Source organism: Pseudovibrio sp. WM33, from assembly GCF_001623165.1.
Taxonomy (GTDB): Bacteria; Pseudomonadota; Alphaproteobacteria; order Rhizobiales; family Stappiaceae; genus Pseudovibrio.
Genome location: NZ_LMCK01000037.1, coordinates 1 through 13748, shown reverse-complemented (window position 1 = coordinate 13748; position 13748 = coordinate 1). Strand labels below are relative to the sequence as shown.

The 13748-nt window shown below is 51.3% G+C and carries 15 protein-coding genes; 6 read left to right on the top strand and 9 right to left on the bottom strand.

Annotated elements, in window-relative coordinates:
- Positions 1 to 74: 74 nt before the first annotated feature.
- Positions 75 to 434: an NINE protein gene (locus PsWM33_RS07550; RefSeq protein ID WP_063294538.1), complete on the top strand. Its 360-nt coding sequence runs from the start codon at positions 75 to 77 to the stop codon at positions 432 to 434.
- A 141-nt stretch (positions 435 to 575) separates the two neighbouring features.
- Here PsWM33_RS07550 and PsWM33_RS07545 read toward each other — a convergent pair whose 3' ends face one another.
- Positions 576 to 1118: a carboxymuconolactone decarboxylase family protein gene (locus PsWM33_RS07545; RefSeq protein ID WP_057464702.1), complete on the bottom strand. Its 543-nt coding sequence runs from the start codon at positions 1116 to 1118 to the stop codon at positions 576 to 578.
- Positions 1119 to 1289: 171 nt separating this feature from the next.
- Positions 1290 to 1841 carry a peroxiredoxin gene (locus tag PsWM33_RS07540; protein WP_063294537.1) on the bottom strand — a complete coding sequence of 184 codons (552 nt, stop codon included), beginning with the start codon at positions 1839 to 1841 and terminating at the stop codon, positions 1290 to 1292.
- Between the two features lie 247 nt (positions 1842 to 2088).
- Between PsWM33_RS07540 and PsWM33_RS07535 the strand changes: the two genes are divergently transcribed.
- The 3 genes from PsWM33_RS07535 to rpmF all read left to right on the top strand — a co-directional run bounded on the left by PsWM33_RS07535 (position 2089) and on the right by rpmF (position 4072).
- The gene (locus tag PsWM33_RS07535; protein ID WP_063299762.1) at positions 2089 to 3033 is read left to right on the top strand and encodes a hydrogen peroxide-inducible genes activator; all 945 of its coding nucleotides are present in this window, start codon (positions 2089 to 2091) and stop codon (positions 3031 to 3033) included.
- Positions 3030 to 3746, top strand: coding sequence for a monofunctional biosynthetic peptidoglycan transglycosylase (gene mtgA, locus PsWM33_RS07530; RefSeq protein WP_063299761.1), 717 nt, complete (start codon positions 3030 to 3032; stop codon positions 3744 to 3746). The genes PsWM33_RS07535 and mtgA overlap by 4 nt, the downstream gene beginning before the upstream one ends.
- 140 nt (positions 3747 to 3886) lie before the next feature.
- A complete protein-coding gene (gene rpmF / locus PsWM33_RS07525) occupies positions 3887 to 4072 on the top strand; it encodes a 50S ribosomal protein L32 (protein WP_057464705.1) in 186 nt (61 codons plus the stop codon).
- Between the two features lie 127 nt (positions 4073 to 4199).
- Here rpmF and PsWM33_RS07520 read toward each other — a convergent pair whose 3' ends face one another.
- The 3 genes from PsWM33_RS07520 to PsWM33_RS07510 all read right to left on the bottom strand — a co-directional run bounded on the left by PsWM33_RS07520 (position 4200) and on the right by PsWM33_RS07510 (position 7094).
- On the bottom strand, positions 4200 to 4832 hold the full coding sequence (locus PsWM33_RS07520; protein WP_057464731.1) for a LysE family translocator: 633 nt from the start codon (positions 4830 to 4832) through the stop codon (positions 4200 to 4202).
- Positions 4833 to 5011: 179 nt separating this feature from the next.
- Entirely contained in the window at positions 5012 to 5740 is a 729-nt protein-coding gene (phbB, locus tag PsWM33_RS07515) for an acetoacetyl-CoA reductase (RefSeq protein ID WP_057464706.1), read from the bottom strand.
- Between the two features lie 169 nt (positions 5741 to 5909).
- On the bottom strand, positions 5910 to 7094 hold the full coding sequence (locus PsWM33_RS07510; protein WP_063294534.1) for an acetyl-CoA C-acetyltransferase: 1185 nt from the start codon (positions 7092 to 7094) through the stop codon (positions 5910 to 5912).
- Positions 7095 to 7445: 351 nt separating this feature from the next.
- On the opposite strand from PsWM33_RS07510, the gene phaR reads away from it, so the two are divergent.
- Positions 7446 to 8063 carry a polyhydroxyalkanoate synthesis repressor PhaR gene (gene phaR, locus PsWM33_RS07505; protein ID WP_063299760.1) on the top strand — a complete coding sequence of 206 codons (618 nt, stop codon included), beginning with the start codon at positions 7446 to 7448 and terminating at the stop codon, positions 8061 to 8063.
- A gap of 53 nt (positions 8064 to 8116) precedes the next feature.
- On the opposite strand, the gene PsWM33_RS07500 is transcribed toward phaR, so the two are convergent.
- From PsWM33_RS07500 to PsWM33_RS07490, 3 genes are all read right to left on the bottom strand, one after another.
- Positions 8117 to 8821, bottom strand: a complete 705-nt coding sequence (locus PsWM33_RS07500; RefSeq protein WP_208994448.1) for a methyltransferase family protein — start codon at positions 8819 to 8821, stop codon at positions 8117 to 8119.
- 101 nt (positions 8822 to 8922) lie between these two features.
- On the bottom strand, positions 8923 to 9555 hold the full coding sequence (locus PsWM33_RS07495; protein ID WP_063299758.1) for an HAD family hydrolase: 633 nt from the start codon (positions 9553 to 9555) through the stop codon (positions 8923 to 8925).
- Between the two features lie 84 nt (positions 9556 to 9639).
- Positions 9640 to 10071, bottom strand: a complete 432-nt coding sequence (locus PsWM33_RS07490; protein ID WP_063299757.1) for a GlcG/HbpS family heme-binding protein — start codon at positions 10069 to 10071, stop codon at positions 9640 to 9642.
- A gap of 115 nt (positions 10072 to 10186) precedes the next feature.
- Between PsWM33_RS07490 and ggt the strand changes: the two genes are divergently transcribed.
- Entirely contained in the window at positions 10187 to 11785 is a 1599-nt protein-coding gene (gene ggt, locus PsWM33_RS07485) for a gamma-glutamyltransferase (protein ID WP_063299756.1), read from the top strand.
- Positions 11786 to 11993: 208 nt separating this feature from the next.
- Here the strand turns inward: ggt and PsWM33_RS07480 are convergent, their stop codons facing one another.
- A complete protein-coding gene (locus tag PsWM33_RS07480) occupies positions 11994 to 13019 on the bottom strand; it encodes a hypothetical protein (protein ID WP_153039909.1) in 1026 nt (341 codons plus the stop codon).
- Positions 13020 to 13748: the final 729 nt, after the last annotated feature.

Below are 13748 nucleotides of genomic sequence, written 5' to 3'. Positions count from 1 at the left end.
ATTTCGAGAGATGTGTTGATCGATAATGCGTGTCAGCCTCTGAGTGTGATCGAAGCTCACCGGAGGTCGTAGTTATGAGCGATCAAACCGTCATTCCGCCTAGTAAAAGAGGTTTCTTTTATCTCAAGAATCCGCACAAATCTGCTGTGGTGACGGTGATCCTGTCGCTCTTTTTGGGTGGCTTGGGGCTGCATCGGTTTTATCTTGGTAAGCCGCTGAGCGGAGCAGTGATGCTTGTTCTCTCTTTGATTACGGCTTTTCTGATTGTGAGCGGTCTGAACTGGATGGAAACGTTGGATCCAAACGGGATGCTGGCCGTTGTCAGTGGAGCTTTGGGGTTGGGAATGATTGTCTCTGCGTGGGCGTTCGTTGATCTTCTGATCATCCTTGTGGGAGTGTTCAATACACCTTCCGAGCCGAATGAGGTTCGTTAGAGGCTCATCACAAAGAAAAGCCGAAGCTGGGGGGCTTCGGCTTAGCTCTTGGAGCCAGTTTAGGGATCGCCTGTTATTCGGGCACGAATAATCCTGGGAGGGGATTAAACAGGGCGAAAACCTTAGGAGAGGCGCTTGTGGTTATTCAGCTGCTTCCAATTCCAGTTCTGATGCTTCAAGGGCGACAGCAGCAGATTGGATGATTGATGCGAAACGAACAGCTGTTTGCACCATCTCGGCAGTTACTCCAGCTTTGCGCAGGATAGCTTCATGGCTATCGATGCACATGCCACAGCCGTTGATGGCGGATACAGCAAGCGACCACAATTCAAAATCAACTTTGTCTACGCCCGGCTTGCCAATCACGTTCATGCGCAATTTGGCAGGCATGGTTCCGTACTGCTCATTTGAGGAGAGGTGTACGAAGCGGTAGTAGATGTTGTTCATGCTCATGATTGACACAGCAGCTTTGGCGGCGCTCATCGCTTCTGCGGACAGGTGCGGAGCAGCTTCTGCAATCAGGGCCTTTTTCACGTCTGCGTTGCGGGTGGCGATGGCGCAAGCGACGATCAGGCCGTATTTCTGTTGAGCAGTCAGAGATTCATCAGTTCCCATAGAGCCAAGATTCAAACGAACGTCCTTAGCAAAGTCACCAAGGCGGGATTTCAAGGAATCGATGGACATGATGTTTCTCCTAATGATTTTGGCAATAGGCCACGTGCAAAGTGATGGTTTTTAGTTTTTGATGCGTAAACTCTTCCGAAACCTGTTTTTTATTGTCTTCGGAAGTACGCTAAAAAAGACCGGAGCCTGCGATTTTTCGCTTTATGTGCTCCGGTCCTGATCATTCCGGAATTAAGCTGCGATTACGTCGCCGCCAACTTCACGGTTACATGGGCAGAGTTCGTCGGTCTGCAGAGCGTCAAGAACACGCAGTGTGTCTTTAGGGTTACGGCCAACGTTCAGGTTGGTTGCGTAAATGTGCTGAATGGTGTTTTCGTTGTCGACAACGAAGGTGTAGCGGAATGCAACGCCGTCTGGGGAGCGAACGCCAAGGCCATCGATCAGGGAACCGTTGGTGTCAGCGAATGCCCAGATTGGCAGCTTGTCGAGGTCTGCGTGGTCACGGCGCCATGCCAGCTTACAGAATTCGTTGTCGGAAGAACCGCCGAGTACAACTGCGTCACGGTCTTCAAACTCACCTGCAAGGCGAGCGAATTCAGCGATTTCGGTTGGGCATACGAAAGTGAAGTCTTTTGGGTAGAAGAAGATTACCTTCCACTTACCTTCGAAGCTTTTTTCAGTGATTGCTTCAAATGCGCTTTCGCCGTTTTCTTCGTGGTTGTTGAAACCAGGCTTTACGCCAACTACTTCAAATTCTGGAAGCTTTTCGCCGATACCGAGCATGGTACTCTCCTAAATATGGAATGACGCCAGAGCGCGTCGATTAGTGATTCTCATGAAAATGTCGAAAAACGCATCTTCGTTGGGGTCTTTATGCAACTCTTGTTTTGATCGGTCAAAACGATAATAACGAAGAAGTCCATCGATTTTTTCGATGGGTATGCTAAGTTGTCTCAGGATTGGCCAAATTCCGCCAAAACTTAGAGAAATTCTAATCTATGAGCTTTGATCTGTGTCATCTGGTCGCACAATGTTACCCACATTAAAACAGCTTCAGTACTTCAAATCGCTGGCCAAACACCTGTCTTTTTCGAAGGCGGCAGAGGCTTGTTTCATCACACAATCAACGCTTTCTGCCTCGATCAAGCAGTTGGAAGGCATTCTTGGATGTGAGCTGCTGGACCGCTCTGGTCGCACGCTCGTCCTGACTGAAACGGGAGAGAAGGTGCTTGAGAGGGCATCCTTGCTGTTGCGTGATGCGGAGGACCTTGTGCAGGGGGCTCGTGCGCAGAACAAGCCGTTGTGTGGTCGGTTCCGGTTGGGGGTGATCCCGTCTGTCGCTCCGTTTCTGCTGCCGCGCTTTCTGCCTCAGCTCAGAGAGCTTTATCCTGAGCTGCAATTGTTCCTTCGTGAGGATCTGTCGCGCAATCTGATGATTGCTTTGCGGGAAGGGCGCATTGATGCGGCACTGATGGCGCTGCCCTATGACACGACGGGGTTTGAATCTGCCGAGATTGGGAGCGATGACTTTTATCTGGCCGTGCCGAGCGCACACGCGCTGGCGGGAGCCCATGAAGTGATGATGGAAGATCTGGCAGATGAGGTGTTGTTGCTGTTGGAAGATGGCCACTGTTTGCGAAACCATGTGCTTGCCGCAACGGGAGGGCGCATGCTGACGGCAAATGAAGATGTACAAGCCACATCTTTATCAACACTTGTGCAAATGGTGGATAACGGCATCGGCGTCACTTTGGTGCCACGTATTGCAGTAGATGCAGATATCGACCGCGGGACCTCTTTGAAGCTGATCAAGATTGCCGACAAGAATGCGCGCCGGACGATTGGAATGGTCTGGAGGCATAAATCTTCTTTTGAAGGAAATGCAAAATTACTTTGCAAGGCTCTGGAACGCTTTATGGTTGAAACTCAAAGAGACGTCTCGGTTCCTCAAGATGTATCGGAGAAAAGTGCTTGAAAAAAGCGCGTTCAAAGGAGAAACCAGAGCCATTAAAGCGCAGGATCAGGCGTTGGGTGTTGCGTACACTCGGGGTGCTTGTGGCTTTGCCGGTGGTGCTGACCCTGCTGTATTCTGTGGTTCCTCCTTATTCCAGTTTGATGCTGTTTCGCGTTGTGACTGGTCAACCCGTTTGGCGTGAATGGGTGCCTATGGAAGAAATTTCCGTTAATTTACAACGTTCTGTGGTTGTCTCCGAGGACGCTACGTTCTGCACTCATGGCGGCGTTGACTGGCCTGCGGTGCGTGGGCAGGCCTGGAAGTTGTTTGAAGGCAAGCGCCCTCGGGGGGCGAGCACCATCACCATGCAGCTTGCGAAGAACCTGTTTCTCTGGAACGACAGGGATTATCTGCGCAAAGTGCTGGAAGTTCCTCTGGCGATGCTCATCGATACGGTGCTGTCGAAACGGCGGGTGTTGGAGATCTATCTGAACGTTGCGGAGTGGGGTCCGGGGATCTTTGGAGTGGAAGCTGCATCGCAAACTTTCTTTGGGAAAAGTGCTGCAAAACTTTCTGCGACTCAGGCCTCTTTGCTGGCTACAGCGCTCCCAAACCCAATTGCCAGGAACCCCGCAAAACCTAGCTCTGGACATCGCAGGCTTGCCGGTATAAACCGTAGCCGAGCTCAGGTGGCCGGCGAAGTGCTTAACTGTATTTCGGCGCCGGAGAGGTAGTGCGAAATTATTTTCGTATAAGGACTGGCAAATCCTTCTGTTTGCCTGTATAACCCCCGCCAATCTGAGAGATTGTGTATTTCGCACGTTAACGCCGCGCTTGAGTGGCGCGTGCGCATGTGACGAGAGAGAGAGCTACAATGGCTGTTCCTAAGAAAAAAGTATCGCGTATGAAGCGCGGCTTTCGCCGTTCTACTGATGCTCTGGCACAACCAGCTTACGTGGAAGACAAGGATTCCGGCGAACTTCGTCGCCCGCACCATGTTGACCTGAAGAGTGGTATGTACCGGGGTCGTCAGATCCTTCAGGCTAAAGACGACGCTTAAGTCTGAAGCGATCAGCGCGAGTTGATTTTGAAAAGGCCGTCCCTCGGGGCGGCTTTTTCTTTTTGTGATGCTTCGCTTGAACTAAGAAAGGCCGCTCTGTGAAAGGGCGGCCTTTTTTGATTTTCTGCTAGCGTTGGGTTTCGAAAGCTAATCTTGCTGCAAGACCTGCGAACACGGCACCTAAAACATAATTTGCGAGAAACTTAAGCTTTCCGTTGCCTCCGAGTGTTCGCATCATGTGATTTGCTGCGACAATGACAGTTCCGTTGATGAAGAAGCCGACTGTGTTCAACACGGTGGCAAGGATCATTATCTGAACTGCGACGTTTCCAGCTTCAGGTTTCACAAATTGAGGAAACAAGGCCAGGATGAAGATGACCATCTTGGGATTGAGCAGGTTAGTTAGAAGGCCCTGACGAAACATCTGAATGGATGAGTGCGTTTTATTTTCAATAGTTGTACTGGCGGCCTCTGATTTTGAGGTGAATGCCTTCCAAGCCAGAAACAGCAAATAAGCAGCGCCTGTAAACCGAACAACATCATAAGCGATAGGAACAGCAAGAAAGAGCTGTGAAAGGCCAAAGGCTGCGGCAAACGCATGAAAGTAAGTTCCTGTGGCAATTCCTGCGAAGGTGGCTAGCCCTGCGCGTCTTCCCTGAGCTGCACTGCGGGAGGCAATGAGCAGCATGTCCGGGCCAGGAGTTGCAGTAAGGGCAAAGGACGCTGCTGTGAACAGAAGCAGCGTTGAAAGATCTGGCATTGCGTTTCCACCCGAGTTCGTATGCAAACGAGAGGTCATATCGGAATTGACCGCACACATCAAACTAGTTCAACTTTGCGGGTGCGTTCCAGCAAAGAAAAACCGCCCCGTAGAGAGGCGGTTTTGGTGATTTGTCGTCATGTAATGTTACAGAGCGGGAGGTTCCTCACCGCTTGATTTTAACCGTTTGCGACGTACTGAGCGCCGTTGATGGTCATGACGGAGCCGGTGACGAAGGCTGCGGCTGTGGAGGCGAGGTAGCAGACCATGCCTGCGATCTCTTCTGCCTTGCCCAGGCGACCCACCGGGATCTGGCCGATGATGCCTTCCAGAACCTTCTCAGGGACAGCAGCGACCATGTCAGTGTCGATATAGCCCGGGCAGATACAGTTCACGGTGATGCCCTTGCGTGCTGTTTCCTGCGCCAGTGCTTTTGTGAAGCCGATCACGCCTGCTTTTGCTGCGGAGTAGTTGGTCTGGCCGATCTGGCCTTTCTGTCCATTGATGGAAGAAATGTTGATGATGCGGCCAATACCACGCTCGCGCATGCCATCCAGAACTGGGCGGCTCATTGTGAACATTGAGTCGAGGTTGGTTTTCATCACGGCGGTCCACTGGTCATAATCCATCTTGTGGAACCAGCCATCGCGGGTGATGCCCGCGTTGTTTACGAGAACTTCGACCGGGCCGAGTTCTTCTGCCACCTGAGCAATGCCTGCTTCACAGGCCTTAGGGTCCGCTACATCCCATTTGTAAACACTGATGCCGGTTTCTGCGCTGAATTTATCAGCCGCTTCCGTGTTGCCTGCATATGTTGCTGCAACTGTGTACCCTGCATCCTTCAATCCTTTGGAAATCGCTGCGCCGATGCCACGCGTTCCTCCGGTTACAATTGCTACCCTGCTCATCGATATACTCCCCGCCTTAGGAATAAAATATTGGAACCCACCGTTACAGGTAATAATAATGACGGAGCAAAGACAACTCCGTCATTAGTTAGGGAATTGACTTGAACTTTACGCAGGGACCATAAAGCTCAATTATTCCAATTAGGTGACATTACTACCAATGTTGAGGTTATTTTCTCTCAACACACAGTGCGATACCCATGCCACCACCAATGCATAGGGTTGCCAAGCCTTTTTTCTTCTCTTCGCGCTTCATTTCATGCAGAAGTGTTACAAGTACACGCGCACCGGACGCGCCGATTGGGTGACCAAGAGCGATTGCGCCGCCGTTGACATTCAGCTTATCTGAGTCGATTCCCAGTTCCTGACCAACGGCAAGTGCCTGCGCTGCGAACGCTTCGTTTGCTTCGATGAGATCGAGGTCATCGATAGCCCAGCCAGCTTTTTCGAGTGCTTTTTTGGAAGCAGGGATTGGGCCAAGACCCATGTATGCAGGATCAACACCAGCGGTTGCCCATGACTTGATGGTTGCCAGCGGTGTTAGGCCACGCTTTTCAGCTGCATCTGCGCTCATCAAAACAAGAGCTGCTGCACCATCGTTGATGCCGGATGCGTTTGCTGCTGTGACGGTGCCGTCTTTTTTGAATGCCGGGCGCAATTTCTGCATTGCGGAGATTTCAGCGCCCATGCGGATGAACTCATCATCTTCCACCACGCGCTCATTTCTGCGCTCTTTCACGGTGATTGGAGTGATTTCGTCTTTGAATTTGCCAGCTTTCAGAGCAGCTTCTGCTTTGTTCTGAGAGGAGACAGCGAACTCGTCCTGAGCTTCACGGGTGATCTGGTACTTTTCTGCGATGTTTTCTGCAGTGATACCCATGTGATAGCCTTGGAACGCATCAATCAGACCGTCTTTCAGCATGGTGTCGGTCATGGAGTAGTCGCCCATTTTCACGCCGGCACGTAAGCTCTGGCAGTGTGGGGACAGGGTCATGTTTTCCTGACCGCCTGCAACGATGATGTCTGCATCGCCGGACTGGATTTGCTGCATGCCCATTGCGACAGCGCGCAGGCCTGATCCACAAACCTGGTTGATGACGATTGCAGTCGAATCATCTGCCATGCCAGCATTGAGCGCTGCCTGACGTGCCGGGTTCTGACCAAGGCCAGAAGTGAGCACGTGGCCGAAGATGACTTCGTTGACGTCGTTTGCTTCCACTTTCGCCTGATCAAGCGCTGACTTGATAACCGCTGTGCCGAGGTCTTGAGCTGGGGTGTTGGCATAGGACCCGTTGAAGGATCCGATTGGGGTACGTGTCGCGCTTACAATTACAACATCATTAGGCGAGGTCATGTGCAATTCTCCAATATTTGTGCAATGCGGGACTTCTTATTCGCACGCAAATCACCAGGGCGGGCAGCCATGCTGGTGCATTGCAGCATAAGAGATCCTTCGAATTCGTAGAATACCTAATGGGTAGACTATTCAATTTGTAGGGGGGAAAGCCAGATGAATTCGATAATTCCAATTAAGACCATAGTAGACCAATGAAACCGCTAGCGTGAAAGGTGGGATTTAGCTTACTCTGCGGCTTACTAGTTAATCTCGTATGTAAAAAATATGGGATCAGGGGGGAGCTGGCCGGAGCAAATTGGGATAGTGTTCCAGATCAGCCATAATAGCGCATTGAGGTACTCAAATCTGATGGCTAAGACAAACGAAGCCACTATCATCAAGAAGTACGCCAACCGGCGGCTCTACAATACTGGAACCAGCACCTATGTGACTCTCGAGGATCTTGCGGTGATGGTGAAGGATGAAGATGACTTCGTCGTCATTGACGCCAAGTCGGGTGATGACATCACCCGGACTGTTTTGACGCAGATTATCTTTGAGCAGGAAAGCAAGGGGCAGAACCTGCTTCCGATTACTTTCCTGCGCCAGCTGATCCGGTTTTACGGTGACAGCATGCAAAACCTCGTGCCGAGCTATCTGGAATTCTCTATGTCTTCTCTCACACGAGAGCAAGAGAAGCTGCGCAGCCAAATGAACCAGAACTTTGGCTCCTCAGCCTTTGAGGTTCTGGAAGATCAGGTGAAGCGCAATGCGGACATGTTTGACCGCGCGATGAAAATGTTCCTGCCGTTTGATGGTACTAATCCTGCGGATATGCCGGGGCAAGCTCAAGCGCCGGAAAAGGAATCTGCGCCTAAACCTGCAGAAACGCAGGCCAGCAGTGGCGATATTTCTGATTTAAAAGAGCAGCTTGCGGAAATGCAAAAGCAGATTGCAGCTCTTGCGGCGGCCAAAAAAGACGCCTGATACACTAATATTACTGCTGAATTACGGAAGCCGGAGGGACACCTTCGGCTTTTTTAATATATCCATGGGAACAGGCGGCAGGGGACTTTTTGTGCATAGGTTGTGTAGCCTTCGCAATCGCTGGCGAGTGTTTTCTCTTCCGTTCTCATCAACGGCAAAAAGCCGAGGATGATGAGGGGGATTGCGAGGATGGCGAAGAGTTTTGAGCCCAATATCATGGAAAGGCCTGCGATGCAGAACATGAGGCCGAGATACATGGGGTGGCGGACCAGTGCGTAAGGCCCGCAGCTCTCGACGCATTGTTGCTCGTTCAGGTCAATTTGAGGTGTTGGTTTGGCGAATGGGCTTTTGCTGAAGGTCCAGACGATGAGAATGACACCGCAAATGAAGAGGAACAGGCCTCTAAGTATGGGTTTCACGTCTCCTGTTTGAGGCAGGATGTGCCAGAGGTGGGCGTCCAGAGCAGCGAGCAGGAAGTAGACGAAGATCACTCCAAACAGGATGAGAGTGGCGCGTTTGTCTCCCTTCAGGGCCTTGGAGGGGAACGAGGTGCGTTCTTTGAACTGCCAGGGATTTATGCGGGCAAGCCATAAGCCTACACCGATCTGCGCAAAGTAAACCAGCGCGACAATCATCAAGCCGCGTGGCCATGCCAGTGATGAGCTGGCGAAGGCGATGGATGGCAGGATAGCGAGCGCGATGAATATGGCGAGCATCGCTGAGCTTATGGTCAGACGTAGGTACAGACTTCTCTCCATCTCAACTTGCGTTTGTTGCAATTGCACAAGTTTACGGAGAGAAACCGTCTTTGAGGCGAACAGATTGCTGGTCTGCTGAATGCCCGGTTAGTGGGATGTTTCTAATTCGCCGGAACCTGCTCATTGATCAGCCCCAGTGTACGAATGTAACTGGCGAACGCAGGTTCTGTGGTGAACTGGTAAGCGGTCAGGCCTGCTTCGCGGGCACCTTCCACATTGTCGAGGCGGTCGTCCACGAACAGTGCTTCTTCTGGTTGGAAGCCGTACTTCTCGCAGACTGTCAGGTAGATGTTCGGGTCTGGTTTGCGGGTTCCGAATTCAGCGGAGGCGTGGCCGCGGTCACCAAAGATTGGCTCCAGTGCTGGAGCGACTTCATAGAGCGCGTCTTTCAGCATCATGCCGTTGTTGGTGAGCAATGCGACTTCGTGGTTTTGTTTGATTGCTTCCACATGGGAGAGCATATCCGGCCATTCGGTCATCATGTCCCGGCGGATTTTGACCCACGTTTCACGTGAAATAGGATGGCCCAGAAGCCGTTGATACTGCGAGAGGTATTCTGCTGCGGTGTGCGGGGTGCCGGCTTCGGCGGCGTTTTCTTCTGGCCCCTTAAAGACGATATGATCGATCTCTTCGGCTGGTTTGCCGGTCATGTCAGCGAGGACATTCAGACGGTAGGGATGGTCATAATCGTAAAGGACGTTGTCCATATCAAAAATAACAAAGCGAATAGGCATGGGTACCAATCTGAAATGAAGTGAACCGTGATAGTGGTGCAGTTGCTGGGCGCAATATAGTCCAGCAACTGCGGTAAAGTTGTGTCAGCCTGCGTCAGCCGTGAAACCAGCTGCTTTAATGCCTGCAATGGCTGAAGCTTCGTCGTTTTCGGATGTGTCGCCGGTGATGCCGACTGCGCCTAGAATTTCGCCGTCAGTGTTGCGGACCAGAACACCGCCCGGTACTGGCACAATGCCGCCACCTGCAACGCCGTTGAGTGCCTGCACGAAGTGAGGGCGGCTTTGGGCGTTGTCGTTGAGCCAGCGGGACCCTGCGCCAACGGCTACGGCTCCATAGGCTTTGCCCATTGCGATTTGTGGGCGCAATATTGATGAGCCATCCTGACGTTCGAGCGCGACGAGGTGGCCGCCTGCATCCAGTACAGCGACGGTGAGCGGTTTGAGGCCAAGTTCGCTTCCCTTAGCCTGTGCTGCTGAGATGATTGTCCGGGCGTGATCAAGATTGAATTGCACCATAAGTATTTCCTGATAGGTTTTGCTGAATCACCCTGTTTTAGCAGAGGATGATGATGCGGGGAATTCTTCGTTAGGGGACCGGAGATTCACTGGTAATTACAAAGAGGGATTTTTCGTGTTTAGAGATTTTCAGGTTCCGGGTCGCTCCGCTGTTTATGCACCACATGCAATGGCAGCGACATCCCATCCATTGGCAACCAATGCAGCGCTCGAAATTTTGCGAGAGGGCGGTACTGCCGTTGATGCTGCTGTGGCCGCGATGGCTGTTCATTCTGTCGTGGAACCGCATATGACGGGCATTGGTGGTGATTGCTTTGCCATTGTTGCGCAGCCGGATGGGACGCTCTCGGGCATGAATTCATCTGGGCGCGCTGCTGAAAATGTGAGTGCGGATAAGCTGATAGCTGATGGTTTGCTTGATGTTGCCGTGGATTCAATTCACGCAGTGACCGTTCCGGGAGCCTTGCGTGGATGGGAGAAACTGCTCAAGGACCATGGACGGTTTTCTTTCGACAAGGTTCTGAAGCGGGCGATTGGCTATGCGCGTGACGGATATTCAGTCTGCCCGCGTGTGGCTGCTGACTGGAAAGATGCTGTTGACTTTCTCAAGCGTGATGAAGGTGCAGCAGAGCTGTTTTTGAAGGATGGCCGTGCGCCTGTTGTTGGCGAAGTGATGCGCAACCTCCCACTGGCTGAGACACTGGAAGCTGTTGCAAAGGGTGGAGCGGATGCGTTCTACAACGGCCCAATTGCTGAAGAGATTGCAGCCACTGTCCAGTCTAAGGGCGGTTATCTGACTGCGGAGGATCTGGCTGCGCATGAGGCTGTTGATCTGACGCCAGTCACCACAGACTATCGCGGTGTGACGGTTGCTGAGTTGCCGCCAAACGGGCAGGGCATTGTTGCTCTTGTCATGCTGGAGCTGATGAAGCGGTTTGACTGGGCTGATCTTGATCCGACGGGGCCGGAGCGGTTCCATCTGGAATTGGAGATTGCCAAGATTGCTTACTCCGGACGCGATCGTTTTCTTGCAGATCCTGAGTCTATGGAGTTTGACCCACAGGCGTTTCTTGATAGCGCCTACATCGACAGCCTTGCAAAGCTGATCCGCACTGATGGGGTGTTGCCGCGTCAGCCGGAAGAGGTTCTCTCGCCAAAGTCTGATACGGTTTATCTGAGTGTGGTTGATGAGAACGGTCTTGCGATCTCCTTCATCAACTCCATCTATCACGGCTTCGGTTCTGGCATTGCAACGCCGAAATCTGGTGTGCTGCTGCAAAATCGGGGTGCTTGTTTCACGTTGGAAGAAGGGCATCCCAACCAGATTGCTGCTGGAAAGCGGCCAATGCACACCATCATTCCGGCGATGGTTCTGAAGGATGGCGTGCCGTATATGAGCTTTGGTGTGATGGGCGGTGGGTATCAGCCGTGCGGGCATGCACATGTGCTCTCCAACCATCTGGACTACGGCATGAACATGCAGGAAGCGATTGATTGCCCACGTATGTTCATCGACGAGAAGTCCTTGTCTTTGCAAGCTGAAACCAGTGTCTCAGCGGAGACGGTTGAAGCACTGCAAGCTTTAGGCCATGAGGTGTCCATTGTGGCTTCCCCTATCGGCGGTGGACAGGCGATCATGTTTGACCGAGCCAACGGCGGCGGCCTGATTGGCGGCTCTGACCCACGCAAGGACGGCTGCGCACTGGGGTACTAAGGCGCAGGTGCTTTGCTGGCTGTGATGGGTATCCAGAGTGGCTGAGTGGTTGCTCTGGGTGCTGGTGTTTCAATGTCAGTGAGGCATAGGTCTTCGCGGAGCAACAAGCTGGTCACCCACCGCCGTCTTCCCGCACTTGATGCGGGATCCAGACGGAGGTGGCTTTTTTGAACCAGAAGTTAGCTAAGCGTTTTAACTGTTCAATGGTCTATTCTGTCGTTTCAAATTCTGCGCTATCGGCAGCTTCAGCGAGTGCTTGAGGGCTAACATTGTCTGCTTCTGTTTTATTCTCTTTCAATCGCGGCGCTGGTGGTTGCCAAGCTTTGAGGTTCTGTCCGGCTTGCTCATAAAACTCAGGAACTATTCTTTCCAGCTCGCTGATAAAGTTTTTCCGTTGGGCAAATTTGCCGCTAAGGTCACAGACCATCACCACCTCAAAACTGGAGGCAATTGCGTTTGGTTTTTCTGTGAATGCGAGGCTTGGGTCTTGCCTCAGGTCAGCGAGAGAGTGCTGAGCATATGGCCCGCGACCGGGCCAGAAATGACGAATGTGTAGATTTGCCGGTTCAGCTGATTGCAATTGTCTGAGCAGCCAGTTTGTACGTGCTTTCGTCGATTTTTTGTCTTCAGGTGCTTTTAGGCGCATATAAACACTGATGGATTTCGTCTGAAGATCGGCGCAAATCTCTACTGGGGCTGCGGCGTTAGGAACAGAAAGCGTGGTTTCCAAACGCATTTCAACAGAGAGATTCTGAATATCAGATTTAATCCGCGCTTGGTGATCAATAGCGTGGGCTCTTGTTGTCTTAATATTCACATCGCGACCAAGTTGCCGACTTAAGATCAAACTCAAGTCTCTGGCTTCTTGGTGCCAAGCTCCGATGACTTCTTTTGCATCCTCTGAGTTTTGAGAAATTGCTCCGCCTGCTTGGACTGCTGAGACAATTGTTGTCCATGCAGCAGGCATTTGCGTGAAGCTTTTAATTCCAGCGCTGGTATGAGTAAGGAAACGCACAAACTCGTTGATGATAATCCTTCGCTCAAGATCTTCAATCATATCGCCTTGGAGTAACAATGAAGCTTCTGTGAGTACATACATCCATGACCAATGATAAAGTTCAGCTTTCTTTCTGGTTGCGGCTGAAACAGTGAGCGGATGGTGAGATGGTAACGGAGCAAACTGGTTGGAAATTGTTATTACCGCATCGATCTTGTTGGCTTTCGCAATGTCCATATAGCTCTCGATTTGTGAAGCATCCAGATCAGCGTTGCCGATCTTGGCCTCTACCAGAGCCGTCCAGATTTTAGAACCAGTTTTGACGACGATCAGCCCGTCTGGTCTAAGTCTATTCTCGTTTTCTGCGTCGGAAAAAACGACTTCAGTGTAAGTCTCAATCTTCGTGCGAGCACCAATTCGTATACCAAGGTCAGCCAGCATTGCTTGCCCAAACTCAGGTATGTTTTGAAGGCATGAAAGAAGAATAGATAGTGCTCGTCCTTCTTTGGAATTTTCAGAAAGAACCGGAAAAAGACGAGCTTTGTCTCCAGATTTTAGGTTATCTGCAGGATTAAACATATTGCCCTCATAAAATAATAAAATCTGAATCTAATAGTAAGTAGGTGGTGTTGATGGCTGCAATCGTTATCTGGAGTCAATTGCTTGAATTAATTAATCTAATTTATGTTTCAGGTGAGATATATTAAGGTGATTTAGTGTGTGGGTACCGCTATCGGGTTAAGTACTTAGCAATTGCTGTTTTGTGGAGTACCCGAGTTTGCAATCCAGTCACACTTAATTGCCAGCTTTAGAACCCCCCATTGACACCACATACATCTACGGTCATCCTGACAACGAGGCTTCGAAACCTCTTTGTCAGCGGTAACCGCTCCCGTCAACTAGCGGATTTTTTGTGCCTTTTTTCTGAGGGCGCAAACCCTTTGCTATGAGCGGGAGGGCGGTGAA

Coding starts and splice junctions, on each gene's coding strand:
- PsWM33_RS07480 (WP_153039909.1), bottom strand. CDS start 13,019: ATGGACATTGCGAAAGCCAACAAGATCGATGCGGTAATAACAATTTCC.
- PsWM33_RS07520 (WP_057464731.1), bottom strand. CDS start 4,832: ATGCCAGATCTTTCAACGCTGCTTCTGTTCACAGCAGCGTCCTTTGCC.
- PsWM33_RS07535 (WP_063299762.1), top strand. CDS start 2,089: ATGTTACCCACATTAAAACAGCTTCAGTACTTCAAATCGCTGGCCAAA.
- PsWM33_RS07495 (WP_063299758.1), bottom strand. CDS start 9,555: ATGCCTATTCGCTTTGTTATTTTTGATATGGACAACGTCCTTTACGAT.
- PsWM33_RS07500 (WP_208994448.1), bottom strand. CDS start 8,821: ATGGAGAGAAGTCTGTACCTACGTCTGACCATAAGCTCAGCGATGCTC.
- PsWM33_RS07510 (WP_063294534.1), bottom strand. CDS start 7,094: ATGACCTCGCCTAATGATGTTGTAATTGTAAGCGCGACACGTACCCCA.
- PsWM33_RS07490 (WP_063299757.1), bottom strand. CDS start 10,071: ATGGTGCAATTCAATCTTGATCACGCCCGGACAATCATCTCAGCAGCA.
- rpmF (WP_057464705.1), top strand. CDS start 3,887: ATGGCTGTTCCTAAGAAAAAAGTATCGCGTATGAAGCGCGGCTTTCGC.
- phaR (WP_063299760.1), top strand. CDS start 7,446: ATGGCTAAGACAAACGAAGCCACTATCATCAAGAAGTACGCCAACCGG.
- PsWM33_RS07550 (WP_063294538.1), top strand. CDS start 75: ATGAGCGATCAAACCGTCATTCCGCCTAGTAAAAGAGGTTTCTTTTAT.
- phbB (WP_057464706.1), bottom strand. CDS start 5,740: ATGAGCAGGGTAGCAATTGTAACCGGAGGAACGCGTGGCATCGGCGCA.
- PsWM33_RS07540 (WP_063294537.1), bottom strand. CDS start 1,841: ATGCTCGGTATCGGCGAAAAGCTTCCAGAATTTGAAGTAGTTGGCGTA.
- PsWM33_RS07545 (WP_057464702.1), bottom strand. CDS start 1,118: ATGTCCATCGATTCCTTGAAATCCCGCCTTGGTGACTTTGCTAAGGAC.